Source organism: Acidovorax sp. Leaf160 (assembly GCF_001424265.1).
GTDB lineage: Bacteria > Pseudomonadota > Gammaproteobacteria > Burkholderiales > Burkholderiaceae_C > Paracidovorax.
The window spans coordinates 1-26,219 of sequence record NZ_LMOV01000001.1 but is presented as its reverse complement, the minus strand read 5'-3'; the positions used below and the strand labels follow the sequence as shown (position 1 = coordinate 26,219).

Here is a 26,219-nt window from a genome sequence, read left to right as displayed (position 1 = left end):
TGCGCATCACGGCATGGTAGGCAGCTCGTTCGGGCGCAGATCGAACACCAGCACCTCGGCGTCCTGCCCGTTGGCAAACCGCAGCGGCCCCGCGTTGCGCACCCGCGCGCCGTCACCCGCGTCCAGCCGCTCGCCGTTCACCTCCACGCTGCCCCGGGCCACGTGCACGTACACATGGCGGTGGGGCCCCACCGCCAGATCGGCGGCTTCTTCCCCGTCGAACAGGCCGGCATAGACCCGCGCGTCCTGCCGCACCGCCAGCGCGCCCTCCGCCCCTTCGGGCGAGATGATCTGGCGCAGCCGGCCGCGCTTGTCGGCCTCGCTGAAATGCACCTGCTGATAGCGCGGCGCGGCGCCCCGCTGGTTCGGCACGATCCAGATCTGCAGGAAGTGCACTTCCTGGTCGGCCGAATGGTTGAACTCGCTGTGCTGCACGCCGCTGCCGGCACTCATCATCTGCACGTCCCCCGGCACGATCACCGAGCCGGTGCCCATCGAGTCCTTGTGCTCCAGCGCGCCCTGCAGCACATAAGAAAAGATTTCCATGTCGCGGTGCGCATGCGTGCCGAAGCCCCGCGACGGTGCCACGCGGTCGTCGTTGATCACCAGCAGATCGGAAAAGCCCTGCTGCTCCGCATCGCGGTAGTGACCGAAGGAAAACGTGTGGCGCGACTTTAGCCAGCCGTGGTTGGCGTTGCCGCGGTGTTGGGCCTTGCGGATCTCGAGCATGGTTTTGTCCTTTCTTCATCGATAGAATTCACACTGGCCGCAGAGCCTGTTAGTGGCTTTTTTTCTGCGTTGCCGTGCTGCGATGAAAGAAGTATCAGCTTTCGCATCCCGCTCCAGGCTGAAAGGTTTCGGCTCGCATCATCGATAATTTCGATCATCTGATTTGCGGATGGGAAGCCATGCTGAGACTCACCCTGGAAGCCATCGAACTGGTAGACGCCATCGCCCGGCACGGCTCGTTTGCCGGTGCATCGGAACAGCTGCACAAGGTGCCGTCCACCGTGTCATACGCCGTGAGCAAGCTGGAAGACCAGCTGGGCCTGGCCCTGTTCACGCGCCACGGCCCGCGCGTGGCGCTGACGCCCGCCGGCCAGGAAATGATCCGCGAGGGCCGCTGGCTGCTGGCCGCAGCACGCCAGCTGGAATCGCGCATGCGGCAGGTGGCCACCGGTTTCGAATCGGAATTGCGGCTGATGCACGACTCGTTGATACCCACCGAGGCTTTCAACGACGACATCTGCGCGTTCGAAGACCTGCAATGCGGCACCCGCCTGCGCGTCGCCAGCGAAGCCATGACCGGCACCTGGGAAGCCCTGCGCGAAGGCCGCGCCGACCTCATCGTGGCCGCAGGCGAAGGCCCGGCCGGCGGCGGCTACAGGGCCGTGCCGGTCGGCACCCTGAGCTTTGCCTTCTGCGTCGCCGCCACCCACCCGCTGGCCCGGCTGCAACGCCCCCTGACCCGCGCCGATCTGCTGGAACACACGGCGGTGGTGGTGGGCGACGGCGCCCGGTCGCTGACCGACCGCACCGTCGGCCTGCTGGCAGGCCAGCGGCGCATCACGGTGCCCACCATGCAGGCAAAAATAGCCGCGCAGGTCGCCGGGCTGGGGCATGGGTTCGTGCCGCGCGTGTGTGTGCGGGCGGCGCTGGAGAAGGGCGTGCTGGTGCAATTGCAGGTGGAAGAGCCCCGTCCGGACGAAACCTTCTGGCTGGCCTGGCGGCCCGACCACATGGGCGAAGCATTGAAATGGTGGCGCCAGCGGCTCGACCGGCCGCTGTTGCCCGGCATCCTGCCGTACTGATCGGCCCGCTCCCTGCGGCGCCGAGCGTGACCGTCTTCAGAGGGATGAATACAAATTATTCTCAATCGCAATTTATAATCGCCCGCAGGTCCAGCCATGGGCGGCTTTTTCAGTGGAGGCCACCCACCAGCCTGGCATGGGCCGCTTCATCGCGTATTTCATCGAGTCGTACTGTGGTCACGCATGTGTTGAATGAACCGGGCAGCGTCGAGGATCTCTACACGGCCCATCTCAGCTGGCTGCAAGCCTGGCTGCGGCGCCGGCTGGGCGACCCCTTCGACGCGGCCGACCTGGCTCACGACACCTTCCTGCGGGTTCTGACCCGTCAAGCCCTGCCCCTGCTCCATGAGCCCCGGGCCTACTTGTCCACGATCGCGCGTGGCCTGGTCGTGGACCACTGGCGCAGGCGCGAGCTGGAACAGGCATGGCTGGAGACGGTGGCCTCGCTGCCGGAAGCCGAAGCCCCCTCGCCCGAGTCGCGCATGCTGTTCCTGGAAGCGCTGGTCGAGATCGACCGCATGCTCGACTCCCTCAAACCCGCAGTGCGCACCGCCTTCCTGCTGGCCCAGCTCGACGGCTTGACCTGCCCCAAGATCGCAGCCCAGATGGGCGTTTCGCTGGCCACGGTGGAACGCTACATCGCCAAGGCCCTGCGGGCTTGCTACGCCATGCGTTTCGAGTCCTGAGGTGCAGGACGTCCGTATGCCCATGGAGGGCCATGGAATGCCGCCTGCAGAAAGGCTCCCGGAAGCCGCTATCGAGGCAGCGATCCATTGGGCTGTGCGGTTGAACTACCACTGCCCCGATCCCCAGGATCAGGACGATTTCAACCGCTGGCTGGAGGCCGCACCCTCGCACGGCGTCGCCTGGCAGCGCATCAACGGCATGAAGGGATTCAAGGCGGACCTTGCGACGTTGCCGCCCCATGTGGCCCACGATGCCCTCCAGGCCGCGCAGCGCCTGCGCGCCGCCCCCCTCAGCCATCGGCGTGGCGCGCTGAAAGTGCTGGCGCTGGCGGGTGTCGCGGTGGGTTCCGGCTGGCTGGCGCGCGAGCATCTGCCCTGGCAAAGCATGCTGGCCGACGCCAGCACCGGCGTCGGCCAGCAGCGGACCCTGCGTCTGGATGACGGGAGTGTCGTCGTGCTGAACACCGACAGTGCGATCAATATCGATCTGTCGGGCGCCAGTCGAGTCATCACGTTGCTTCGTGGCGAGATTCTGGTCACCACTGGCGCCGATGGAGCACAGACCGGGGATCGGCGGGGCACCAACCGGCCGTTCTGGGTCAGTACGGTCCATGGCCGCCTGCAGGCGCTGGGTACGCGGTTCACCGTGCGGCTCGACAGCGCCAGTGCACGCATCAGCGTGCAGGAAGGCGCTGTGGAACTGCATCCGGCACGCGCCGGGCGACCCGTGGTCATCTCTGCCGGGCAGGGTGGTTGGCTCATGCCTGAGGGCGCCTGGTCCGTGGAGTCGCGAGACGTCCGTGCGGACGATTGGGCAGAGGGCGTGATCGCTGGAAAGGACATGCGCTTGCAGGACCTGCTGGCCGAGTTGCAGCGCTACCGGCCTGGGCTCATCGTCTGCGACCCCCGCGTGGCCGACCTGCGAACGTCGGGCGTCTTCCACGTCAACGACACGGACCAGGCGCTGCAGTTTCTGGTGCAGACACAGCCTGTCAGCGTCGTCTACCGCACGCGCTGGTGGGTCACGGTGGGGCCGGAACCCGGCCGCTGAGAGGCGGGCGCCGAGGGCACGTCCGTTTTCGGGAAGACCGGTGAGGGGATTGGGCTTCTCGTTCGGCCTACCAGGTAGGAGCACCTTTTTGAACCTACCTGGGGGAACGAACCAATGAGCCATGACGCCGCACATTCCAAGCACCAGATCCGCAGAGTCGGACCGAGCCCGCAACCCAGCTCATGGAAGGCTCCGCGCTGCGAGCCCCAGTTGCTGGCACTCGCGCTTCGTGGCGTGCTGACCAAGGGCCTGCTGGTCAGCGCAGCGACGCTGCATCCACAGGTCCACGCCCAGCCATCGGGCACCGGAGCCGCGCCCTCGCCTGCCGCCGCAGCTGCGCAGGGAAACGCCGTCAAGCACTTCGGTATTCCCGCCGGGCCGCTGGATGCAGCACTGGACCGCTTTGCCCGGACGGCCGGCGTCAACCTGACGTACGACGCCGGGCTCGTCGCGGGCGTGCGCACCGGCGGCTTGAACGGCAGCATCGACACCAAGGCCGGGCTGCTGCACCTGCTGCAAGGCAGCGGACTGGAGGCGTTGGCGCAGCCGGCGGGAGGCTATTCGCTGCGCAGAGCGGCCCGGCCTGCGGATCCACCCAGGCCCTCGGCCGCAGGCGGTGCCGCGCTGCCCGAAGTCAGAGTCACGGCCGCATCCGAGGCAGAAACCGCGACGGGTCCCGTGAGCGGCTATGCAGCGACGCGCAGCGCAGCGGGCTCCAAGACCGACACTCCGATCATCGAGACACCCCAGTCCCTTTCGGTCGTCACCGCCGACCGCATCCAGGCCATCGGGGCCACCACGGTGCGCGACGCAATGGGCTACACGCCGGGCATCAACATCTCGCCCTACGGCGCCGACTCCCGCTACGACTGGCTGAACATTCGCGGCTTCGACGCGTACAGCCCCGGCTTCTACCAGGACGGGCTGCCGCTGCGCAATGCCAACACCTTCGCCGTCTGGAAGATCGAACCCTACGGTACAGAACGCATCGACGTGCTGCGCGGCCCGGCCTCGGTGCTCTACGGCCAGGGCAGCCCGGGGGGCGTGGTGGATGTTGTCAGCAAGCTGCCCACCACCACCCCCATCCGTGAACTGCAGGTGCAATACGGCAGCCACGGCCACAAGCAGATCGCGGGCGACTTCACCGGCGCGCTGGATACCGAAGGCAAACTGCGCTACCGCGTGGTGGGGCTGGTGCGTAATGCCGACCTGCCCCAGGGCGACGAACGCGACAACCGCACCTACCTGGCACCGTCGCTGAGGTGGGATCTCTCCAACGGCACCTCGCTCACCGCCTATGCGCAGTTCATGCGCAACCGGGCCGGCGTCTATACGCGCACGCGCCCATTGGTCGGCTCGCTGGTCCCCACGGCCATCGGCAGCTACCTTCCCAGCGGGCTCTTCATGGGCAACCCGAACTTCGACCGCTTCGACCACGACCAGGAACTGGCCGGCTACAAGTTCGAGCACCGCGTGAACGACACGCTTACCTTCCGCCAGAACCTGCGCGCGGGCCACATGAAGCTCGACTACAAGGGCCTGCAGGCGCCCAGCTTCGTCACCGTGGATGACACCAATCCCCTGAACCCGGCCAATTTCCAGTCGCTCAGCCGCACCCTTTTCGGCAGCACCGAATGGGCCAACACCTTCAGCATCGACAACCAGCTGCGGGCCGAGCTGCGGTCGGGCGACTGGCAACACAAGCTGCTGTTCGGCATCGACTACCAGCGCAGCCGTTTCGAGTCGAACACCTTCAGCGGCGGCAGCGCCCCGGTGCTGAACATCGGTGCGCCCAGCTACCCGAACGCCCCTTTCGACGTGCCGGCCCCTTACGCGATCGATTCCACCCGCCTGCGGCAGACCGGCTTCTACGTGCAGGACCAGATCAAGTGGAACGAGCGCTGGCAGCTCACCTTGGGCGGCCGCCACGACCGCGCTCGCACCGACTACTTCGACCGGCTGGGCGGCGAGACGCGCACCAGCATCAGCGACAGCAAGTTCACCACCCGCGCTGGCCTGGTCTACGTGGCCCCCAACGGCCTGGCACCCTACGTCAGCTACACCCAGTCGTTCAACCCCATCACCGCCATCGATCCGGTAAAGCAAAAGCCGTTTGATCCGGAAAGCGGCCGGCAGTACGAAGCCGGCCTGCGCTACCAGCCCGCCGGCACACGCAACCTGTACAGCGCGGCCGTCTTCGACCTGCGCCGGCGCAACTATGTCACCTTCGACCCGAACTTCGTGCCCTATCAGACCGGAGCGATATCCACCCGCGGGATCGAGCTCGAAGCCACGACCCAGCCACTGCCCCGCGTGAACCTCACGGCCGCCTACAGCTACATGCAGCGCGCCGACGTCACCGCCAGCGCCAACCCGGCGCAGATCGGCAAGCAAAACACGGCCGTACCGCGCAACCAGCTGGCGCTGTGGGCCGACTACCGGCTGTCCAACAACATCAAGGTGGGCCTGGGCGCGCGCTACAACGGATCCACCCGCGGCAACGGCGGCATCAGCCCCGTCAAAGTGCCTTCATACACGCTGGTGGACGGCTTGGTGAGCTACGAGTTGGAGCAGTGGAGCCTGGCGCTGAACGTGCGCAATCTGGCAAACAAGACCTACCTGGCCAACTGCGACGGCACCGCCCAGACGTGCTACTACGGAGACCAGCGCAGGGTCGTTGCTACGGCCACCTACCGCTGGTAGCCTGATGGCAAAGCGGGGCAGAGCCCACGGCCGACGCCCCGCTATCTCTTTGCATTTCGGTGAGCCGGCTCGACTGTTGTCAGGACAACGCGGTGGAGGTACCGGCCAGCGATCCACCAAAGCAAAAGCCCCTGGCTCCGTAAAGAACCAAGGGCTTTGATTTGGTGGCCTGGGACGGAATCGAACCGCCGACACAAGGATTTTCAATCCTCTGCTCTACCGACTGAGCTACCGGGCCTGAGCCTTGAATTATAGCCAGGAAAAAGCGCCTTCCTGGGACTTCGCTGTTTTTTCTTCGCAGTCGCGGATCACGCCCGCTTGCTGCGTCCCAGGTCCACGCCCAGCTGGCGGAGCTTGCGGTAGAGGTGGGTGCGCTCCAGGCCGGTCTTCTCGGCCACGCGGGTCATGGAGCCGCCTTCGCGGGCCAGGTGGAATTCGAAATACGCCTTTTCGAAGCCATCGCGCGCTTCGCGCAGGGGGCGGTCCAGGTCGAACCCTTGGCGCGCCTGGGGGCCGGTGGACTCGGGGGTGGCGGCGGTCGCTGGCGCCGCTGCGGCGCTGGCAGGGGGTGCCATGGGAGCCGATGGAGAAGGCGCAGCACCGTGGTCGCCGCTGTAATGCGTCGGCGCTGCAGCCGTCGCGGCCATCGCTGGTGCTGCCGGTGCCTGGGCTGCGGCAGGGGGCGGCTGGTTGGCGTTGCGGGCCAGGCCCTGCTCCACGGCCTTCAGCAGCTTCTGCAGGGTGATGGGCTTTTCCAGGAACGAGAAGGCGCCGATGCGGGTGGCTTCCACGGCGGTGTCGATGGTGGCGTGGCCGCTCATCATGATCACAGGCATGGTCAGGGTGCCGGCGGTGGCCCATTCCTTGAGCAGCGAGACGCCGTCGGTGTCGGGCATCCAGATGTCGAGCAGCACCAGGTCGTAGCTTTGCGCGGCGCGGGCGGCGCGGGCCTGGGTGGCGTTCTCGGCCAGGTCGACGCTGTGGCCTTCGTCGTTGAGGATTTCGGACAGCAGATCCCGGATGCCCAGTTCGTCGTCCACCACCAGAATGTTTGCCATGTCCGTCAATGCGCCTTGTGTGTGCCGTAGCGTGTTGTTAAATCGCCACCGCGTGTTCAGGCGCGAATGATAGCGAGACTTGTGCACCGGTCACCACCCCGTCTTCGGTGCGGTTGAGCAGGTCGATGCGGGCGCCGTGCTCGTCGGCGATCTTCTTGACCACTGCCAGCCCCAGCCCGGTGCCGCGCGGTTTGGTGGTCACGTAGGGCTCGAAGGCGCGCTGCAGGATGTGCGCGGGAAAGCCGTTGCCGTGGTCCAGCACGGCCAGCCTGACGCGTCTGGAGGACTCGCTCCAGCGGGTGGTGATGCGAACCGCGGGCCAGGGCCGGGGGCGCTGGGCCTGTTCGCAGGCCAGCTCGGTCGCGTCCTGCGCGTTCTGCAGCAGGTTGTGCACCACCTGCCGCAGCTGCTGCGCGTCGCCTGCGATGAGCGGGCAATGCGGGTCCAGGTCGGCTTCCACGCGCACATGGGCGTTTTCATTCCCATACAACTGCAACAGGTCGCTGACCAAGGTGTTCAGGTCCAGTTGCTCCAGCTCGGCCGCCGGCAGCCGGGCGTAGTCGCGGAATTCGTTGACGAGGCGCTTCATCGCATCGACCTGATCGACGATGGTCTTCACGGATTTCGTCAGCACGGCCTGTTCGGGCTCGCCGACCTTGCCGGACAGCTTCATCTCCAGCCGCTCGGCCGACAGCTGGATGGGCGTGAGCGGGTTCTTGATTTCATGGGCCAGGCGGCGGGCAACCTCGCCCCAGGCCTGGGCGCGCTGGGCCGAGACGATTTCCGAGATGTCGTCGAACACCAGCAGCCGGGAGCTGTCGGGCAGTTCGGCGCCGCGCGCGACCAGGCTGGTGCCGTTGGGCACCACGCCGCCGCCGGGCGCATGCAGCGCGAAGGAATGCTGCCAGTGGTCCAGGCTGTGGTGGTCGCGGTCGCCCAGGAAGACGTCGAACTGGGCCTGCACGGCGGCGCCGAACTCGGCCAGGCCCGGCACTTCGACCATGCGCCGCCCTTCATAGGCCGCCATGGGCGCGCGCAGGATGCGGGTGGCGCCGGGGTTGGACGAGATGATGACGCCCTGCCCGTCCAGCACGACGACGCCGGCCGTCAGGTTGTCCAGGATGGTCTGCAGGTTGGCGCGCGCGGCGGTCACCTCTTCCATGCTCTGCTCGACGGCGCCCCGGGCGTCGGCCAGCTGCTGGGTCATCATGGCAAAGGACCGGGTCAGGCCGCTGAGTTCGTCCTTGCTCTGCAGCGCGGCCTTGGGGCTCAGGTTGCCGGCGGCCACCTCGCGCACGCCTTCGGCCAGCAGCAGCAGCGGCCGCGCCAGCTGGTTGCCCAGCAGCACCGCCAGCAGCACCGCGCCGAACACCGCCAGGAACAGGCTGAGCGTGAGCGTGCCGATGTACATGCGCCGCAAACCGCCCCGCGCCAGGGCGCGTTCCTGGTATTCGCGGTTGGCCTCCTGCACGGTGATGGCGTTGGCGACCAGCGCGGAGGGCAGCGGCAGCGTGGCCTGCAGGTAGCGCGGCTCGGCCAGCACGCCGACGAGCGGGTTGTCCACCGCCACCAGCGCCTTCACCCGCACCCGGTCGGCGCCGGCGGGATCGATGAGATCCTCCAGGCCTTCGATCTGGAAGGTCAGCCGCTGCTGCCGCGCATTGCGAAACTGCTGCAGGCTGGGCCGCTCGGGGTTGAGGCTGAAGCGGGACTGCCCGGCGCTGGCCAGGAACTGGCCCGACGCGCCCCACAGCACGACATCGTCCGCGCCCAGCTGGTCGCGCACGCGCTCCAGCACCAGGCCGGCCGCGGCGTCGGGCACGGCGGCCAGGGGCGTGCTGGCGGCGCGCGTCTTGTTGGCCAGATCGCTGGCCAGGGTGTCCAGCGTGACGCGGGCCAGGTTCACCCCGGCCGACAGCGCGCCTTCCACCTTCACGTCGAACCAGCTCTCGATCGACCGGGACACGAACTGGTACGACACGGTGTAGATCACCAGCCCCGGCACCAGCCCCACCACGGCGAAGATGCCGGCCAGCTTGATCAGCAGGCGGCTGCCGAAGCGCCCGCGCCGCAGCCTGATGGCCAGCCGCACGGACACCCACACCACGATGGCCAGCAGCAGCAGCGCCACCAGGCCGTTGACGCCCAGCAGCCAGGCGTAGTTGCGTTCGTAGAGCGCGCGGTTGTTGGTGGCCAGCGTCAGCAAGAACATCAGCACCAGGCCGATGGCGCTCATGACGGCGGCGCCCACGCCCACCACCCAGCGCACGGCGCGGGCCTGCCGGGCGGCGCGGGACCGGGCCGAGGGCGGCGCCGCGCCGGGCGTGCCGGGACTGGGTGCGCTCATCGGGCGGGCTCCGCCACCGACACTTCGGCACTGCGCGTCATGGACATCGACCAGCCGGACCGCCCCATGGCGCCGATCTGGAACGGCCGGGGCAGTTGTGACATGTCGAGCCGGAATTGGTAGTGCACCACGTTGCGCGCGCCGGGCTCCAGCATGCCCGGGTCGGCGATGCGCCACCGGGCGATGCGCTGCATGGCGGACAGGGCGTCGGCCAGGCCCTCGTAGGTCTGGCCCAGCGCCACGCCCAGGCCCACGCCGGTGAACGGCACGGAGGACTGGTTCAGCCGCCAGCGGCGGGTCAGCGGCTGATAGCTCAGGCGCAGGTAGCGCACGGCATGGGCGACCGGCTTGTCCGACCAGTACCAGCGCTCCCGCAGCACCTCGGCTTCGGCGACGAAGTAGACCGAGATGCCTTTGTGCAGCGCCTCTTCCGCCTGCGCGGGCAGGTCGAAGTCCATGTAGGCCGAGAGGAACAGCCCGTCGGAGGTCATGTCCAGCTGCAGATCGGTGACCGAGCCGGCCGATTGCGCGCGCGCCGGCCCGGGCAGCCAGGCGGCCAGGCCGGCCAGCAGCAGGGCCAGCAGCCATCGCAGCGCCCACCAGCGCGCTGGCGGCAAGCGGCAGCAGGCCTCAGGCCGGGGCTTTCTGGAACAGCGCGTAGAAAAATCCGTCGTGGTCACCCGCCGGATTGTCTCGGACGTCGCCGGGCTTGTCCGTTCCGCCGGGAATTAAATGCCCCGGGGAAGGCAACAGCTGCGCGTCGGTGTTGCGTTTGAGGAACGATCGGACCTGCGCATCGCCTTCGGCGCGGAACACCGAGCAGGTGCAGTACAGCAGCCGCCCGCCCGGCCGCACCAGCGGCCACAAGGTGGCCAGCAGCTGGGCCTGGAGCGTGCCCAGCTGGGGAATGTCGGAGGCGCGGCGCAGCCAGCGCACGTCCGGATGGCGGCGCACGATGCCCGAGGCGGTGCACGGGGCGTCGAGCAGGATGGCATCGAAGGGCTGGCCGCCGCTCTGGGCGAACCAGTCGCCCGGACGTGCGGCATCAGCCACCAGCACCTGGACCGTGCCCGGCTCTCCGCCCGTGCTGGCGTGCCGTGCCGGCGTGTCGCTGGACGGCTCCGCGGCCGTGCGGATCTGCAGCCGCTGCAGGGTGTCGTGAATGCGTTCGGCGCGCGCCGGGTCGATCTCCAGGGCGGTGACCTGCCATGCGGCGCCCGGTGGCAGGCAATCCACCAGATGGGCGGTCTTGCCGCCCGGGGCCGCGCAGGCGTCCAGTACCCGCAGGGGTGCCGAGAGGTCCAGCCCCTGCAGCAGCAAGGGCGCGGCCTGCTGGGCGGCAGCGTCCTGCACCGACACCACGCCGTCGGCGAACCCGGGCAGGCGCTGCACCGGCTGGGGCTGGTCCAGCTCCACTCCGTCAGCCCCCACCGCGTTTGCTATCGCATTAATAGCAGAAAGTGCTTGTAAATAAAGCGCTGGCGTGCTTTTTTGCCTTGAAACACGCAGTGTCATCGGCGCGTGGGCGTTGTTGGCTCTCAGGATGCGCTCCCAGTCCTGGGGATGGTCGCGGCGCAACTGCTCGATCCACCAGGCCGGGTGGTTCCAGCGGGCGACCGGGTCGGCGTCGGTGGCGGCCACACACGCGGCGTGCTCGCGCAGGAAGCGGCGCAGGCAGGCGTTGACGAAGGCGGCTTGGGCCCTGGTGGCCGGGTGGCGCTTGGCGGCTTCGACGGTCTGGTTCACCAGCGTGAAGGGCTCGTACGGGGCCTCATCGGGGTTCCAGGCCAGGGCCAGCGCGGTGCACAGCAGCGCATCCACCGCCGGCGGCGGGTTGCGCGGAGCCAGCTGCCGGCGCAGCGCCTGCGCGCGCCCCAGGTGCCGCAGCGTCTGGAACAGCAGCGCCTGCACGCCAGGCCGCAGTGCGGGCGTGACGCTGGCCAGCGCGGCCGTGCCGGACTGCCCTGCCCGCACGGCATGCAGCGCCTCGGCCGTGGCCTGCAGCAGCTTCCAGAGCGGGGGCGCCAGTGCGGTGGAGTCTTGGTCGGTGCGCGGCGTGGTGCCGGCGGGTGCAGTGGACATGGGAACGGATCTTCAAAAAACAGCTGCGTTCACAGCGGGCGGGCCTTGTGGAAGCCAAAGAGCCACGCCAGAACGCTGGCAGGAAATTGGGCGATGGCGGCGTTGTACTGCGCCACCGCGTCGTTGAACTGCTGGCGGGCCAGCGCGTTGTGCGCGATGTGCTGGTCGCGCCGCGCGTTCCAGGCGGCCAGGGCCTCGCCGGGCCGCGCGGGCGAGCCTTCGGGCCCGGCGCCTGGGCCGGCAGCGCGTTCAGCGGGGTCTGCCGATCCTGCCGCCCGCACCACGGCTTGCCAGGCCGTGTCCAGCACCTGGTCGGCGGTCTGCAGTGCGGCGGCAGTCTGCCCGTCGAGCGGCCGGGCCCGGGCGGCGGCCAGCGACGCGCCGAACTGGGTGGTCGCAGCCCAGAGCGCGGCGCGGGCGTCGGAAGGGTCCCGCTCGGGCAGCGAAGTGGCCTCGTACTCGCCCAACATGGCGATCAGGCGCACCAGATGCGCGTCCAGCGCGCCGAACGCCTGCAGCGCGGCCGAGCGCAGGCGCACCAGCCGGTTGTATGCGCCCACCGCCCAGAAGAGCAGCACGGCCAGGGAAATCCAGGTGATCAGCATGGCGGAAAACGGCGGCGCGGCCGGTGGCAGCCGCAGTGGTTTCGGTCGGTGAAGGAATCGGGTTGGGCACCCGTGGCGAGCCCGGCGCTTGCGGCCTCAGGGTCCGCTTGCAGCCTGGGGCCTGCCCATAAAAAAGCTCCCGGCCTGCCGGGTTTCGACAGAGCGGGAGCGTTTCAGGGGCGAACGGGCAACCGTTCTGCCGGCTTATTCAGCCGCGGAGCCACCCGTGGCCATGGAGCCGTCGATCTCGGCGGCTTCTTCCGTGCCGGCAGCGCCCATTTCGGCGGCTTCCGATTCGGCGATGGCGCGGCGCTCGGCGTCGTCCATGGCGTCCTTGGCCTTGCGTGCCTGGTGGTAGGCCAGGCCCGTGCCGGCAGGGATCAGACGACCCACGATCACGTTTTCCTTCAGGCCACGCAGCTCGTCGCGCTTGCCCATGATGGCAGCCTCGGTGAGCACGCGGGTCGTTTCCTGGAACGACGCGGCCGAGATGAACGAATCGGTGGACAGCGACGCCTTGGTGATGCCCAGCAGCACGTTGGTGTAGGTCGCGGGGATCTTCCCTTCGGCCTGCAGACGCTCGTTGGTGTTGAGGATCTCCGAGCGCTCGACCTGCTCACCGGCGATGTAGCCGGATTCGCCTGTCGACTCGACCACCACGCGGCGCAGCATCTGGCGAACGATCACCTCGATGTGCTTGTCGTTGATCTTCACGCCTTGCAGACGGTACACGTCCTGCACTTCATCGACGATGTAGCGCGCCAGCTCTTCGATGCCCAGGAGACGCAGGATGTCCTGCGGATCGGCCGGGCCGTCCACCACGGACTCGCCCTTGTTCACCACCTGGCCTTCGTGGACCAGCACGTTCTTTTCCTTGGGGATCAGTTCGTCCCAGACCTTGCCGTCCGGATCGGTGATCTGCAGGCGCACCTTGCCCTTGGTCTCCTTGCCGAACGACACCGTGCCGGTGATTTCGGCCAGCATGCCCTTGTCCTTGGGGGAACGGGCTTCGAACAGCTCGGCCACGCGGGGCAGACCGCCGGTGATGTCGCGGGTCTTCTGGCCTTCGACCGGAATACGCGCCAGCACTTCGCCCGGGCCCACGTCCTGGCCGTCGCGCACCTGGATCAGCGCGCCGACCTGGAAGCCGATGGTCACCGAGTGGTCGGTGCCGGGGATCTTCACTTCCTGGTTCTGCGCGTCGATCAGCTTGACCTGGGGACGCACCACCTTGGCGGAGCCGCGGCGCTTCGGATCGATCACGACCAGCGTGGACAGACCCGTCACGTCGTCGACCTGCTTGGCGACCGTGAGGCCTTCCTCGATGTTCTCGAACTTCACCTGGCCGGCGAATTCCGTGATGATCGGGCGCGTCAGCGGATCCCAGTTGGCGAGGATCGTGCCGGCCTTGACCGTCTGGTCGGCCTGCACAGTCAGCGTGGCACCGTAAGGCACCTTGTGGCGCTCGCGCTCGCGGCCATGCTCGTCCTGGATGATGACTTCACCCGAACGCGCGATGACGACCAGCTCGCCCTTGGTGTTGCTCACGTAGCGCATCGTGGCGTTGAAGCCGATCACGCCGTTGGACTTGGCTTCCACGCTCGATGCGATGGCAGCGCGCGATGCGGCACCACCGATGTGGAACGTACGCATGGTCAGCTGCGTGCCGGGTTCGCCGATGGACTGGGCGGCGATCACACCCACGGCTTCGCCGAGGTTGATCAGGCCGCCGCGGCCCAGGTCGCGGCCATAGCACTTGGCGCAGAGGCCATAGCGGGTTTCGCAGGTCAGCGCGGTGCGGACCTTGACTTCGTCCACGCCAGCGGCTTCCAGCTCTTCGAGGGTGTCCTCTTCCAGCATCTGGCCAGCCGGCACCAGCACGGCGCGGGTTTCGGGGTGCAGCACCTCTTCGGCCGTGGTGCGGCCCAGCACGCGGTCGCGCAGGGACTCGATCACTTCACCGCCTTCGACGATGGCGCGCATCACCGAGCCATTGCTCGTGCCGCAATCGTCTTCGGTCACCACCAGATCCTGCGTCACGTCCACCAGGCGGCGGGTGAGGTAGCCGGAGTTGGCGGTCTTCAGCGCCGTATCCGCCAGGCCCTTACGGGCACCGTGGGTGGAGATGAAGTACTGCAACACGTTCAGACCTTCACGGAAGTTCGCCGTGATGGGGGTCTCGATGATGGAGCCGTCTGGCTTGGCCATCAGGCCGCGCATGCCGGCCAGCTGGCGGATCTGCGCTGCAGAACCCCGGGCGCCCGAGTCGGCCATCATGTAGATGGCGTTGAACGACTCCTGCGTCACTTCCTTGCCGTTGCGGTCGGTGGTCTTCTCGACCTTGAGCTGGTCCATCATGACCTTGGACACGTCGTCGCCGGCCTTGCCCCAGATGTCCACCACCTTGTTGTAGCGCTCGCCAGCGGTCACCAGACCGGAGACGTACTGCTGCTGGATCTCCTTCACCTCGGCTTCGGCGCGCACCAGGATGTCGGCCTTCTGCGGCGGCACCAGCATGTCGTCGATCGCCACGGAGAAGCCGGCGCGCGTGGCCAGGCGGAAGCCGTTCTGCAGCAGCTTGTCTGCGAACACCACGGTTTCCTTCAGGCCGCACTTGCGGAAGCTCACGTTGATGAGCTTGGAGATTTCCTTCTTCTTCAGCGCCTTGTTGATGTTGCTGAAGGGCAGGCCCTTGGGCAGGATCTCGGACAGCAGCGCGCGGCCGACGGTCGTGTCGACCAGCGAGGTCGAAGGCACGAATTCGCCGGTGGCCTTGTCCTTGGTCCATTCGGTCAGGCGCACGCTGATGCGGGCATGCAGCTCGGCCTGGCCGGCGTCCAGCGCGCGCTGGACTTCGCCCGTGTCGGCGAACACCAGGCCTTCGCCGATGCCGTTCACCTTGTCGCGGGTGGCGTGGTAGAGGCCCAGCACCACGTCTTGCGACGGGACGATGGACGGCTCGCCGGAGGCGGGGAACAGCACGTTGTTGGAGGCCAGCATCAGCGTGCGGGCTTCCATCTGCGCTTCCACCGACAGCGGCACGTGGACGGCCATCTGGTCGCCGTCGAAGTCGGCGTTGAAGGCCGCGCAGACGAGGGGGTGCAGCTGGATGGCCTTGCCTTCGATCAGGATGGGCTCGAACGCCTGGATGCCCAAACGGTGCAGCGTAGGCGCACGGTTCAGCATCACCGGGTGTTCCTTGATGACCTCTTCCAGGATGTCCCACACCACCGGGGTGCCGGATTCGACTTCCTTCTTGGCGGCCTTAATCGTCGTCGCGATGCCCATGGCTTCCAGGCGCGAGAAGATGAACGGCTTGAACAGTTCCAGGGCCATCAGCTTGGGCAGGCCGCACTGGTGCAGCTTGAGCGTCGGGCCCACGGTGATCACGGAACGGCCCGAGTAGTCCACCCGCTTGCCCAGCAAGTTCTGGCGGAAACGGCCCGACTTGCCCTTGATCATGTCGGCCAGCGACTTCAGGGCGCGCTTGTTCGCGCCGGTCATGGCCTTGCCACGGCGGCCGTTGTCCAGCAGCGAATCGACGGCTTCCTGCAGCATCCGCTTTTCGTTGCGCGCGATGATTTCCGGAGCCTTCAGCTCCAGCAGGCGGCGCAGACGCGAGTTGCGGTTGATGACGCGGCGGTACAGGTCGTTCAGGTCGGAGGTCGCGAAGCGGCCGCCGTCCAGCGGCACCAGCGGACGCAGGTCCGGTGGCAGCACGGGCAGCACGTCGAGCACCATCCACTCGGGCTTGATGCCGGACTTCTTGAACGCCTCCAGCACCTTCAGGCGCTTGGCATTCTTCTTGACCTTGACTTCGGAGCCGGTCAGGTCGCCACGGAGCTTCTCGATTTCCAGGTCGATGTCGATGGATTCGAGCAGGTCCTTGATGCCTTCGGCACCCATCTTGGCGATGAACTCGTCGCCGTATTCCTTGCGCTTGGCGTCGTAGTCGTCCTCGGACATGATGCCGAACTTCTTCAGCGGGGTCATGCCGGGGTCGGTCACCACGTAGGCTTCGAAGTACAGCACGCGTTCGATGTCGCGCAGCGTCATGTCGAGCACCAGGCCCAGACGCGACGGCAGCGACTTCAGGAACCAGATGTGCGCGCAGGGAGCGGCCAGGTCGATGTGACCCATGCGTTCGCGACGCACCTTGGTCTGCGTGACTTCAACGCCGCACTTCTCGCAGATCACACCGCGGTGCTTCAGGCGCTTGTACTTGCCGCACAGGCACTCGTAGTCCTTGATGGGGCCGAAGATCTTGGCGCAGAACAGGCCGTCACGCTCGGGCTTGAACGTGCGGTAGTTGATGGTCTCCGGCTTCTTCACTTCGCCGAAAGACCACGAGCGGATCTTCTCGGGCGAAGCCATGCCGATGCGGATGGCATCGAAATGCTCGTCGGGCGTGAATTGCTTGAACAGGTCGAGTAATGACTTCATAAACCTAGTCCCCTTCGATTAAGAACGTTCCAGTTCGATGTCCAGGCCCAAGGAACGGATTTCCTTGACCAGCACATTGAACGACTCGGGCATTCCTGCCTCGATGGCGTGCTCGCCCTTGACGATGGATTCGTACACCTTGGTACGGCCCACCACGTCGTCGGACTTCACGGTCAGCATTTCCTGCAGGACGTAGGCGGCGCCGTAGGCTTCCAGCGCCCACACTTCCATTTCCCCGAAACGCTGGCCACCGAACTGGGCCTTGCCGCCCAGCGGCTGCTGCGTGACGAGCGAGTACGGGCCGGTCGAGCGGGCGTGCATCTTGTCGTCCACCAAGTGGTGCAGCTTCAGGTAGTGCATGTAGCCGATGGTCGTGGGGCGCTCGAAGCGCTCGCCCGTACGGCCGTCGAACAGGTACGCCTGCGTGCGGGTGTCCGTGAGGCCCTTGCGCTCCTTGATGTCGTCCGGGTAGGCCAGCTTCAGCATGTCCTTGATCTCGGCTTCCGAGGCACCGTCGAACACCGGCGTGGCATAGGGCACGCCGTTGGTCAGGTTGGCAGCCATCGACAGCACCTGGTCGTCGGTCAGCTGGGCCAGGTCTTCCGTGCGGCCGCTGGAGTTGTAGACCTCTTCCAGGAACTTGCGCACTTCGGCCGTCTTGGCTTGGTCGCGCAGCATGTCGCCGATGCGCTGGCCAATGCCCTTGCCGGCCCAGCCCAGGTGGACTTCCAGCACCTGACCGATGTTCATGCGCGATGGCACGCCCAGCGGGTTCAGCACGATGTCGGCGGGGGTGCCGTCGGCCATGTAGGGCATGTCTTCGACCGGAACGATCTTGGACACCACGCCCTTGTTGCCGTGGCGGCCGGCCATCTTGTCGCCAGGCTGCAGGCGGCGCTTGACGGCCAGGTACACCTTGACCATCTTCAGCACGCCCGCTGGCAGCTCGTCGCCCTGCGTGAGCTTCTTGCGCTTTTCTTCGAAAGCCAGGTCGAAGCTGTGGCGGGTCTGCTCCAGCGAGTTCTTGATGGACTCGAGCTGCGTGGCGACTTCGTCTTCCGCAGGGCGGATGTCGAACCAGTGGAACTTCTCGACGGACGCCAGGTAGGCCTTGTCGAGCTTGGTGCCCTTGGCGAGCTTCTGCGGGCCGCCGTTGGCCACGCGGCCGTTCAGCAGCTTCTCGATCCGGTCGAACGCGTCGGCTTCGACGATGCGCAGCTGGTCGTTCAGGTCCAGGCGGAAGCGCTTGAGTTCATCGTCGATGATCTGCTGGGCGCGCTTGTCGCGCTGGATGCCTTCGCGGGTGAACACCTGCACGTCGATCACGGTGCCTTGCGAGCCTTGGTCCACGCGCAGCGACGTGTCCTTCACGTCGGAGGCCTTCTCGCCGAAGATGGCGCGCAGCAGCTTTTCTTCCGGCGTCAGCGTGGTTTCGCCCTTCGGCGTGACCTTGCCCACCAGCGTGTCGCCAGGCGAAACCTCGGCACCCACGTAGATGATGCCGGACTCGTCCAGACGGTTCAGTTGCTGTTCCGACAGGTTCGGAATGTCGCGCGTGATTTCTTCCGCACCCAGCTTCGTGTCGCGGGCCATCACCACCAGTTCCTCGATGTGGATCGAGGTGTAGCGGTCTTCGGCCACCACGCGTTCGGAGATCAGGATCGAATCTTCGAAGTTGTAGCCGTTCCAGGGCATGAACGCGATCAGCATGTTCTGGCCGATGGCGATTTCGCCCAGGTCGGTGGAAGCGCCATCGGCGATCACGTCACCCTTGGCCAGCACGTCACCCTTGGCCACGATGGGACGCTGGTGGATGTTGGTGTTCTGGTTGGAACGCTGGTACTTGATGAGGTTGTAGATGTCCACACCCACTTCACCGGCCACGGCTTCGGCGTCGTTCACGCGCACCACGATGCGGGTCGCGTCCACGTAGTCGACGATGCCGCCACGGTTCGCCGTCACCACGGTGCCGGAGTCGACAGCCGCCACGCGTTCGATGCCGGTGCCCACCATGGGCTTTTCCGGACGCAGCACGGGCACGGCCTGGCGCGACATGTTGGCGCCCATCAGCGCGCGGTTCGCGTCATCGTGCTCGAGGAACGGCACGAGCGACGCAGCCACCGACACGATCTGCGCAGGCGACACGTCCATGTACTGCACGCGGTCGGCGGTCAGCAGCGTGGATTCACCCTTTTCGCGGGCCGACACCAGGTCACCGGTCAGGCGGCCTTCGGCGTCCAGCGTGGCGTTGGCTTGGGCGATGACGTACTTGCCTTCTTCGATGGCGGACAGGTAGTCGATCTGGTCGGTCACCTTGCCGTCCACCACGCGGCGGTACGGCGTCTCGATGAAGCCGTACTCGTTCAGGCGGGCGTACAGGGCCAGCGAGTTGATCAGGCCGATGTTCGGGCCTTCAGGCGTTTCGATGGGGCAGACGCGGCCGTAGTGGGTCACGTGCACGTCACGCACTTCGAAGCCGGCGCGCTCGCGGGTCAGACCGCCCGGGCCGAGTGCGGAGACGCGGCGCTTGTGGGTGATTTCCGCCAGCGGGTTGGTCTGGTCCATGAACTGCGACAGCTGCGATGCGCCGAAGAACTCCTTCAGGGCCGCGGAAATCGGCTTGGAGTTGATCAGGTCGTGCGGCATCAGCGGCTCTTGCTCGGCCTGGCCCAGACGTTCCTTCACGGCCTTCTCGATACGCGCCAGACCAGTGCGGTACTGGTTTTCGGCCAGCTCGCCCACGCAACGCACGCGGCGGTTGCCCAGGTGATCGATGTCATCGACTTCGCCCTTGCCGTTGCGCAGGTCCACAAGGATCTTCACCACGGCGAGGATGTCCTCGTTCGACAGCACCATCGGGCCGGTCGATTCGTCGCGGCCGATCTTGGCGTTGAACTTCATGCGGCCCACGCGCGACAGATCGTACGTGTCCGGGTTGTAGAACAGGCGCTGGAACAGGGCCTGCACGGCGTCTTCCGTTGGCGGCTCGCCGGGGCGCATCATGCGGTAGATGGCCACGCGGGCGGCGAACTCGTCCACGGTTTCGTCGATGCGCAGGGTCTGAGAGATGTAGGCGCCCTGGTCCAGCTCGTTCGTGTAGATGACCTGGAGATCCTTCACGCCCGCAGAACGCAGCTTCTTGAGCAGCGCTTCGGTCAGCTCTTCGTTGGCCTTGGCGACGATCTCACCGGTGTCGCCGTCCACCACGTTGCGCGCGACCACGCGGCCGATCAGGAAGTCTTCGGGAACGCTGATGTGCGTGGTGCCCGACTGTTCCAGCTCACGCGTGTGGCGAGCCGTGATGCGCTTGTCCTTGGCGACCACGACCTTGCCGGCCTTGTCGGTGATGTCGAAACGCGCCACTTCGCCCTTCAGGCGGTCGGCGACGAATTCCATCTGCGCGCCGCTGTCCATCAAACGGAAGTTGTCGTTGACGAAGAAGTTCGCCAGGATGGACTCGGGGTTCAGGCCGATGGCCTTGAGCAGGATCGTTACCGGCATCTTGCGGCGACGGTCCACGCGAAAGTAGAGGATGTCCTTCGGATCGAATTCGAAGTCCAGCCACGAGCCGCGGTAAGGGATGATGCGTGCGGAAAACAGCAGCTTGCCCGAGCTGTGGGTCTTGCCCTTGTCGTGTTCGAAGAACACGCCAGGCGAGCGGTGCAGCTGGGAGACGATCACGCGCTCGGTGCCGTTGATGATGAACGAGCCCTTGTCGGTCATCAGGGGCACTTCGCCCATGTAGACCTCTTGCTCCTTCACTTCCTTGACCACCTTGGACTGCGACGTCGACGACTCGCGGTCATAGATGATCAGCTGCACCTTGGCGCGCACGGCGGACGCGAACGTCAGGCCGCGGGTCTGGCACTCACGCACGTCGAACGCGGGTTTCGCGAGGTTGTACTCGACGAACTTCATCTCGACAAAACCGTTGTGCGAGACGATGGGGAAGGCGGCATCGAAAGCGGCTTGCAGACCTTCGATGGTGCGTTTCTGGGGGGCCTTGTCTGCCTGCAGGAATGCGGTGTACGCATCTTTTTGCATCTGCAGCAGGTAGGGCACTTCGAGCACGCTGTCGCGGCTGCCGAAACTCTTGCGAATCCGCTTGCGTTCGGTATAGCTGTACGTGGATGTTGGGGCCATGAGATCTCCGGGCAAAGACATGAGTCCTGGGTCTTCGACGACTACTGACCTGCAGGGGCGCATGCCTTGCAGGCTTGGCGGTTGGCCACTACCAACCATGGCGGACGGTGATGCGTTGCACATCACCCGAACCAAGGCGTCTTCTGCTGTCGGGGGGCTCAGAAGACACTAGAAAACGGCCACGGGGACCGCTTTCTGGTGTGCTCTGGAACTACGTTCCATAAGCGCCAAAGGCTGGGAGCCCTTGCGGAGCCCCCAGCCTTGGCGACCAGCCGAATTACTTGAGTTCGGCCTTGGCGCCGGCTTCCACCAGCTTCTTGACGGCTGCTTCGGCGTCGGCCTTGGCAATGCCTTCCTTGACGTTCTTCGGAGCGCCGTCCACCAGGTCCTTGGCTTCCTTAAGGCCCAGGCCGGTGATTTCGCGCACAGCCTTGATGACCGAAACCTTGTTGGCGCCGGCTTCTTGCAGCACCACGTTGAATTCGGTCTTTTCTTCGGCTGCAGCAGCGCCAGCACCACCGCCAGCGGCGGCAGGAGCGGCCATGGCGGCAGCGCTCACGCCAAACTTCTCTTCAATGGCCTTGACCAGGTCATTGAGTTCCATGACCGTCATGCTGTCCAGCGCGGTCAAGAATGCGTCTTTATCGAATGCCATTTTGATTTCCTAACAATAACGTTGGTTAACAGAGGGCCAATCAGGCCGCAACTGCCTCGGCTGCCGGTTCGGCGGCAGCGCCCTCGCCCTTCTTTGCCGCCAACGCGCCCAGCACCACGGCCGTACGCGAAATGGGGGACATCAGCAAGCCACACAGCTGAGCCAACAGCACTTCCTTGGAAGGGATATTGGCCAGTTGCTTCACGCCGTTCACATCCAGGGCTTTGCCTGCGAAGGCGCCACCGCGAATCACCAACTTGTCGTTGGTCTTCGCGAAATCGGCCACCACCTTGGCGGCGGCCACAGCGTCTTCGGAGAAGCCATAGATCAGAGGACCGGTCATCTGGTCGGACACGACTTCAAACGTGCTGCCAGCGACAGCACGGCGAGCCAGGGTGTTCTTCAGAACACTCAGGGTCACGCCCTTGCTGCGAGCATCCACACGCAGTTTGGTCATGTCAGCGACCGTGATGCCACGGTATTCCGCGATCACGAGCGTTTGAGCTTTAGCGGCGAGGCTGGTCACTTCGTTGATGACCGCTTCTTTCTCACTGCGATTAAGACTCAAGGTCTACTCCTTAAATTGCACATCCGGGGCGAACCCCTTCTGTACGCTCTTGTTGCAGCGACCAACTGGGAAGGAATGAATTCCATCTGCAGCGGGATCGCCATCTGCGTTGGCATCACGTGGATTTAAGCGCAATCACCCTGCGCACCAACGGTCTTGGATGGCCTGCCGGCATTTGCACACCGGCAGCCCACCACATCGACGCCCCGAAAGGCGCCGAAGATTTCTAGCAATTACGCCGCAGCGATGGATTGCGTATCCACGCGGACGCCCAGGCCCATCGTGGAAGACACGGCCACCTTGCGCAGGTACAGACCCTTGCTGGTAGCAGGCTTGGCCTTGTTCAGGGCTTCGATCAGTGCAGCCAGGTTGCCTTGCAGCTTTTCGTTGTCGAACGAGCGACGACCGATGGTGCTGTGAACGATACCGGCCTTGTCGACGCGGAACTGCACCTGACCAGCCTTGGCGTTCTTCACGGCGGTAGCCACGTCAGGGGTGACGGTGCCGACCTTGGGGTTGGGCATCAGGCCGCGCGGGCCCAGGATCTGGCCCAGCGTACCCACGACGCGCATGGCATCGGGAGCAGCGATCACCACGTCGAAAGGCATGTCGCCCGCCTTGACCATGGCAGCCAGGTCGTCCATGCCGACGATGTCGGCACCGGCAGCCTTGGCTTCCTCAGCCTTGGCGCCTTGGGCGAACACAGCCACGCGGGTCGTCTTGCCGGTGCCGTTGGGCAGCACGACGGCGCCACGCACCACTTGGTCCGACTTCTTCGCATCGATGCCCAGCTGAACGGCCACGTCGATGGACTCATCGAACTTGGCGGTGGCAGCTTCCTTGACGATGGCGACAGCCTCGGTGAAAGCGTACAGCTTGGTGCTGTCGACTTTGCCCTGCAGGGCCTTTTGCTTCTTGGTCAACTTAGCCATTTAGAGACCCTCCACCGTCACGCCCATCGAGCGTGCGGAACCAGCCAGCGTGCGGACGGCGGCGTCCACGTTTGCTGCGTTCATGTCCTTCATCTTGGTCTTGGCGATCTCTTCCAGCTGAGCGCGGGTGATCTTGCCGACCTTGGTGCTCAAAGCGTTGGAGGAACCCTTGTCCAGCTTGATGGCCTTCTTGATCAAAGTCGTCGCAGGCGGCGTCTTGATGATGAAGGTGAAGCTCTTGTCTGCAAATGCCGTGATGACCACGGGCAATGGCAGGCCTGGCTCAACGCCCTGGGTCTGCGCATTGAATGCCTTGCAGAACTCCATGATGTTGAGGCCGCGCTGACCCAGCGCAGGACCGATAGGTGGTGATGGGTTGGCCTTGCCAGCTGGCACTTGCAGCTTGACGAAGCCGACGATTTTTTTCGCCATGATGGACTTCCTTGCGGGTCATAACGCCAGGCTGCTTTCGCATGCCGGGCTCCCCGGGGTTAACGACTCACAATTCACGACCCTGCGCCGAGTCGAAAAGCGCAGAACCAGATTCAGACGAATCCGTCAGGTCTTTTCGACCTGACCGAACTCCAGTTCCACGGGCGTGGAACGTCCGAAAATCATCACGGAGACGCGGACGCGGCTCTTTTCGTAGTTGACCTCTTCGACAGAGCCATTGAAGTCCGTGAAAGGACCTTCCTTGACGCGCACCAGCTCGCCGACCATGAACTCCACCTTGTGGCGTGGCTTGTCCGTGCCCTCTTGCATCTGGCTGACGATTTTCTGCACTTCCTCTTCGGAAATCGGAGCAGGCCGGTTCTTGGCGCCACCAACGAATCCCGTCACCTTGTTGGTGTGCTTCACCAAGTGCCAGGTGTCGTCGTCCATGACCATTTCCACGAACACGTAGCCCGGGAACAAACGGCGTTCGGTGGTCTTGCGCTGACCATTCTTCATCTCGACGACTTCTTCGGTCGGCACCAGAATGCGACCGAACTTGTCCGTCATGCCCGCGCGACCGATGCGCTCCACGATATTGCGCTCGACGGCCTTCTCCATCCCGGAGTAGGCGTGCACGATGTACCAGCGCAGATCGGGATTGGCAGATGCCTGACTTCCGAGAGCGCCGGCTTCGCCGACTTCCGCAGCATCTGTCATTATTTTCTCCATCCCAAGATCAAGTCATACAAGACCCACTCCAGGGTCTTGTCCGTAAACCACAGAAACAGTGCCATGACCACCACGAAGACGAACACATAGGCCGTCATCTGCAGCGTTTCCTTGCGCGTCGGCCAAACCACCTTCTTGACTTCGCGCCAGGCATCCCGAGCGAACCCGACGAACTGCTTGCCGGGCTCAGACACCAGGAACACGCCCACCGCCGCAGCCAGGCCGATCAGCAGCGCCACCCACTGCACCAGCGGGCCTTGCTTGGACAACAGGTAGAACCCGCCGATGGAAGCAATCACCAGCAGAGCGACGGCTGCGAGCTTCGCCTTGTCTGCCCCGGTGCTGACAGTTTCAACTTGAGTAGTGGCCATATCCGACTATTTTCCTGCTTCGACTTTCGGCATCCAGAAGACACCGAAGCCCGCCAGATTCTGGCGGGCTTGGTTTCGCCACCTCAGGTGGCAGGGGCAGTAGGAATCGAACCTACAACCTTCGGTTTTGGAGACCGACGCTCTGCCAATTGAGCTATACCCCTTCGCGCATCAATTAAGCAATGACCTTGGCCACGACGCCGGCGCCGACGGTRCGACCGCCTTCACGGATRGCGAAGCGCAGACCTTCTTCCATGGCGATGGGGTTGATCAGCTTGACGGTGATCGACACGTTGTCGCCAGGCATGACCATTTCCTTGCCTTCTGGCAGCTCGATGGCGCCAGTGACGTCGGTCGTGCGGAAGTAGAACTGTGGGCGGCGCCCTGGCCCTGGCCATGCCGGTCNGCGAAGCGCAGACCTTCTTCCATGGCGATGGGGTTGATCAGCTTGACGGTGATCGACACGTTGTCGCCAGGCATGACCATTTCCTTGCCTTCTGGCAGCTCGATGGCGCCAGTGACGTCGGTCGTGCGGAAGTAGAACTGTGGGCGGTAGTTGTTGAAGAACGGGGTGTGGCGGCCGCCTTCGTCCTTGGACAGCACATACACCTCAGCCGTGAAGTGGGTGTGTGGCTTGATCGAGCCGGGCTTGCACAGCACTTGGCCGCGTTCCACGTCTTCGCGCTTGGTGCCGCGCAGCAGMAGGCCGACGTTGTCGCCRGCTTGGCCCTGGTCCAGCAGCTTGCGGAACATTTCCACGCCGGTGCAGGTGGTCTTTTGCGTGTCGCGGATACCGACGATTTCGATTTCTTCGCCGACCTTGATGATGCCGCGYTCGATACGGCCGGTCACCACGGTGCCGCGGCCGGAGATGGAGAACACGTCTTCCACGGGCATCAGGAAGGCGCCGTCCACAGCGCGCTCAGGCGTGGGGATGTAGGAGTCCAGGGCTTCTGCCAGCTTGTCGATGGCTTGCTCGCCCAGGGGGCCCTTGTCGCCTTCGAGGGCCAGCTTGGCCGAGCCGCGCACGATGGGGGTGTCATCGCCAGGGAAGTTGTACTTGTCCAGCAGTTCGCGGACTTCCATCTCCACCAGTTCCAGCAGCTCTTCGTCGTCCACCATGTCGCACTTGTTCAGGAACACGATGATGTAGGGCACGCCCACTTGGCGAGCCAGCAGGATGTGCTCGCGGGTCTGGGGCATCGGGCCGTCAGCGGCCGAGCACACCAGGATGGCGCCGTCCATCTGGGCGGCACCGGTGATCATGTTCTTGACGTAGTCGGCGTGGCCGGGGCAGTCCACGTGGGCGTAGTGGCGGTTGGCCGTTTCGTATTCCACGTGCGCGGTGTTGATCGTGATGCCGCGGGCCTTTTCTTCAGGTGCTGCGTCGATTTCGTCGTACTTCTTGGCTTCGCCGCCGAACTTGGCGGACAGCACGGTGGCGATCGCTGCCGTCAGCGTCGTCTTGCCATGGTCCACGTGGCCGATGGTGCCCACGTTGACGTGGGGCTTGGTACGTTCGAACTTACCTTTTGCCATTTTCGACTCCGAAAAAAAACTCAACCAACACACTTGGATATTGGCGCAATCTCAACCGGAC

The 26,219-nt window shown here is 65.4% G+C and carries 19 protein-coding genes, 2 tRNA genes and 1 pseudogene; 4 read left to right on the top strand and 18 right to left on the bottom strand.

Going from position 1 to position 26,219, the window contains the following annotated elements:
• Positions 1-6: 6 nt before the first annotated feature.
• Positions 7-729: a pirin family protein gene (locus ASF94_RS00105; RefSeq protein ID WP_056659759.1), complete on the bottom strand. Its 723-nt coding sequence runs from the start codon at positions 727-729 to the stop codon at positions 7-9.
• A gap of 179 nt (positions 730-908) precedes the next feature.
• Here ASF94_RS00105 and ASF94_RS00100 point away from each other — a divergent pair, with 179 nt between their 5' ends.
• From ASF94_RS00100 to ASF94_RS00085, 4 genes are all read left to right on the top strand, one after another.
• Complete coding sequence (locus ASF94_RS00100; RefSeq protein WP_056659757.1) at positions 909-1,811, top strand: LysR family transcriptional regulator; 903 nt, start codon at positions 909-911, stop codon at positions 1,809-1,811.
• 185 nt (positions 1,812-1,996) lie between these two features.
• Positions 1,997-2,497, top strand: coding sequence for a sigma-70 family RNA polymerase sigma factor (locus ASF94_RS00095; RefSeq protein WP_235505180.1), 501 nt, complete (start codon positions 1,997-1,999; stop codon positions 2,495-2,497).
• A gap of 37 nt (positions 2,498-2,534) precedes the next feature.
• Positions 2,535-3,548, top strand: a complete 1,014-nt coding sequence (locus ASF94_RS00090) for a FecR domain-containing protein (protein WP_200932989.1) — start codon at positions 2,535-2,537, stop codon at positions 3,546-3,548.
• A 210-nt stretch (positions 3,549-3,758) separates the two neighbouring features.
• The gene (locus ASF94_RS00085; protein ID WP_235505179.1) at positions 3,759-6,251 is read left to right on the top strand and encodes a TonB-dependent siderophore receptor; all 2,493 of its coding nucleotides are present in this window, start codon (positions 3,759-3,761) and stop codon (positions 6,249-6,251) included.
• Between the two features lie 162 nt (positions 6,252-6,413).
• Here the strand turns inward: ASF94_RS00085 and ASF94_RS00080 are convergent.
• From ASF94_RS00080 to tuf, 17 genes and pseudogenes are all read right to left on the bottom strand, one after another.
• A tRNA-Phe gene (locus ASF94_RS00080) sits at positions 6,414-6,489 on the bottom strand.
• Positions 6,490-6,559: 70 nt separating this feature from the next.
• Positions 6,560-7,309, bottom strand: a complete 750-nt coding sequence (locus tag ASF94_RS00075; RefSeq protein ID WP_056660688.1) for a response regulator — start codon at positions 7,307-7,309, stop codon at positions 6,560-6,562.
• 37 nt (positions 7,310-7,346) lie between these two features.
• Positions 7,347-9,656, bottom strand: coding sequence for an ATP-binding protein (locus ASF94_RS00070; RefSeq protein WP_056659754.1), 2,310 nt, complete (start codon positions 9,654-9,656; stop codon positions 7,347-7,349).
• Positions 9,653-10,273 carry a DUF4390 domain-containing protein gene (locus tag ASF94_RS00065; protein WP_369818608.1) on the bottom strand — a complete coding sequence of 207 codons (621 nt, stop codon included), beginning with the start codon at positions 10,271-10,273 and terminating at the stop codon, positions 9,653-9,655. Before ASF94_RS00065 ends, ASF94_RS00070 begins: the two co-directional genes overlap by 4 nt.
• Positions 10,274-10,286: 13 nt before the next feature.
• Complete coding sequence (gene rsmB / locus ASF94_RS00060) at positions 10,287-11,738, bottom strand: 16S rRNA (cytosine(967)-C(5))-methyltransferase RsmB (RefSeq protein ID WP_056659751.1); 1,452 nt, start codon at positions 11,736-11,738, stop codon at positions 10,287-10,289.
• A 29-nt stretch (positions 11,739-11,767) separates the two neighbouring features.
• Positions 11,768-12,343, bottom strand: coding sequence for a LemA family protein (locus ASF94_RS00055; RefSeq protein WP_056659748.1), 576 nt, complete (start codon positions 12,341-12,343; stop codon positions 11,768-11,770).
• A gap of 204 nt (positions 12,344-12,547) precedes the next feature.
• A complete protein-coding gene (gene rpoC / locus ASF94_RS00050; RefSeq protein WP_056659745.1) occupies positions 12,548-16,786 on the bottom strand; it encodes a DNA-directed RNA polymerase subunit beta' in 4,239 nt (1,412 codons plus the stop codon).
• Positions 16,787-16,804: 18 nt separating this feature from the next.
• The gene (gene rpoB / locus ASF94_RS00045) at positions 16,805-20,929 is read right to left on the bottom strand and encodes a DNA-directed RNA polymerase subunit beta (RefSeq protein WP_056659742.1); all 4,125 of its coding nucleotides are present in this window, start codon (positions 20,927-20,929) and stop codon (positions 16,805-16,807) included.
• Between the two features lie 277 nt (positions 20,930-21,206).
• Complete coding sequence (gene rplL / locus ASF94_RS00040) at positions 21,207-21,584, bottom strand: 50S ribosomal protein L7/L12 (RefSeq protein WP_056659739.1); 378 nt, start codon at positions 21,582-21,584, stop codon at positions 21,207-21,209.
• 40 nt (positions 21,585-21,624) lie between these two features.
• Positions 21,625-22,152 (bottom strand): 50S ribosomal protein L10, encoded by a 528-nt coding sequence (gene rplJ / locus ASF94_RS00035; RefSeq protein ID WP_056659737.1) that lies wholly within the window; start codon positions 22,150-22,152, stop codon positions 21,625-21,627.
• Positions 22,153-22,385: 233 nt separating this feature from the next.
• Positions 22,386-23,084, bottom strand: coding sequence for a 50S ribosomal protein L1 (rplA, locus tag ASF94_RS00030; protein WP_056659736.1), 699 nt, complete (start codon positions 23,082-23,084; stop codon positions 22,386-22,388).
• Positions 23,085-23,516 carry a 50S ribosomal protein L11 gene (gene rplK, locus ASF94_RS00025; protein WP_056659735.1) on the bottom strand — a complete coding sequence of 144 codons (432 nt, stop codon included), beginning with the start codon at positions 23,514-23,516 and terminating at the stop codon, positions 23,085-23,087.
• 126 nt (positions 23,517-23,642) lie between these two features.
• Positions 23,643-24,236 carry a transcription termination/antitermination protein NusG gene (nusG, locus tag ASF94_RS00020; RefSeq protein WP_056659734.1) on the bottom strand — a complete coding sequence of 198 codons (594 nt, stop codon included), beginning with the start codon at positions 24,234-24,236 and terminating at the stop codon, positions 23,643-23,645.
• Positions 24,236-24,619 (bottom strand): preprotein translocase subunit SecE, encoded by a 384-nt coding sequence (gene secE, locus ASF94_RS00015; protein ID WP_056659729.1) that lies wholly within the window; start codon positions 24,617-24,619, stop codon positions 24,236-24,238. The genes nusG and secE overlap by 1 nt, the downstream gene beginning before the upstream one ends.
• An 88-nt stretch (positions 24,620-24,707) precedes the next feature.
• A tRNA-Trp gene (locus ASF94_RS00010) sits at positions 24,708-24,783 on the bottom strand.
• 11 nt (positions 24,784-24,794) lie between these two features.
• Positions 24,795-25,024, bottom strand: a pseudogene (locus ASF94_RS20560) (hypothetical protein); the annotation flags it as partial.
• 1 nt (position 25,025) lies between these two features.
• The coding region (gene tuf, locus ASF94_RS21945) for an elongation factor Tu (protein ID WP_156382381.1) at positions 25,026-26,158 on the bottom strand (1,133 nt) is incomplete at its 3' end.
• Between the last annotated feature and the right edge of the window lie 61 nt (positions 26,159-26,219).

Coding starts and splice junctions, on each gene's coding strand:
- ASF94_RS00105 (WP_056659759.1), bottom strand. CDS start 729: ATGCTCGAGATCCGCAAGGCCCAACACCGCGGCAACGCCAACCACGGC.
- ASF94_RS00100 (WP_056659757.1), top strand. CDS start 909: ATGCTGAGACTCACCCTGGAAGCCATCGAACTGGTAGACGCCATCGCC.
- ASF94_RS00090 (WP_200932989.1), top strand. CDS start 2,535: ATGCCGCCTGCAGAAAGGCTCCCGGAAGCCGCTATCGAGGCAGCGATC.
- ASF94_RS00075 (WP_056660688.1), bottom strand. CDS start 7,309: ATGGCAAACATTCTGGTGGTGGACGACGAACTGGGCATCCGGGATCTG.
- ASF94_RS00070 (WP_056659754.1), bottom strand. CDS start 9,656: ATGAGCGCACCCAGTCCCGGCACGCCCGGCGCGGCGCCGCCCTCGGCC.
- rsmB (WP_056659751.1), bottom strand. CDS start 11,738: ATGTCCACTGCACCCGCCGGCACCACGCCGCGCACCGACCAAGACTCC.
- ASF94_RS00055 (WP_056659748.1), bottom strand. CDS start 12,343: ATGCTGATCACCTGGATTTCCCTGGCCGTGCTGCTCTTCTGGGCGGTG.
- rpoC (WP_056659745.1), bottom strand. CDS start 16,786: ATGAAGTCATTACTCGACCTGTTCAAGCAATTCACGCCCGACGAGCAT.
- rpoB (WP_056659742.1), bottom strand. CDS start 20,929: ATGGCCCCAACATCCACGTACAGCTATACCGAACGCAAGCGGATTCGC.
- rplL (WP_056659739.1), bottom strand. CDS start 21,584: ATGGCATTCGATAAAGACGCATTCTTGACCGCGCTGGACAGCATGACG.
- rplA (WP_056659736.1), bottom strand. CDS start 23,084: ATGGCTAAGTTGACCAAGAAGCAAAAGGCCCTGCAGGGCAAAGTCGAC.
- rplK (WP_056659735.1), bottom strand. CDS start 23,516: ATGGCGAAAAAAATCGTCGGCTTCGTCAAGCTGCAAGTGCCAGCTGGC.
- nusG (WP_056659734.1), bottom strand. CDS start 24,236: ATGACAGATGCTGCGGAAGTCGGCGAAGCCGGCGCTCTCGGAAGTCAG.
- secE (WP_056659729.1), bottom strand. CDS start 24,619: ATGGCCACTACTCAAGTTGAAACTGTCAGCACCGGGGCAGACAAGGCG.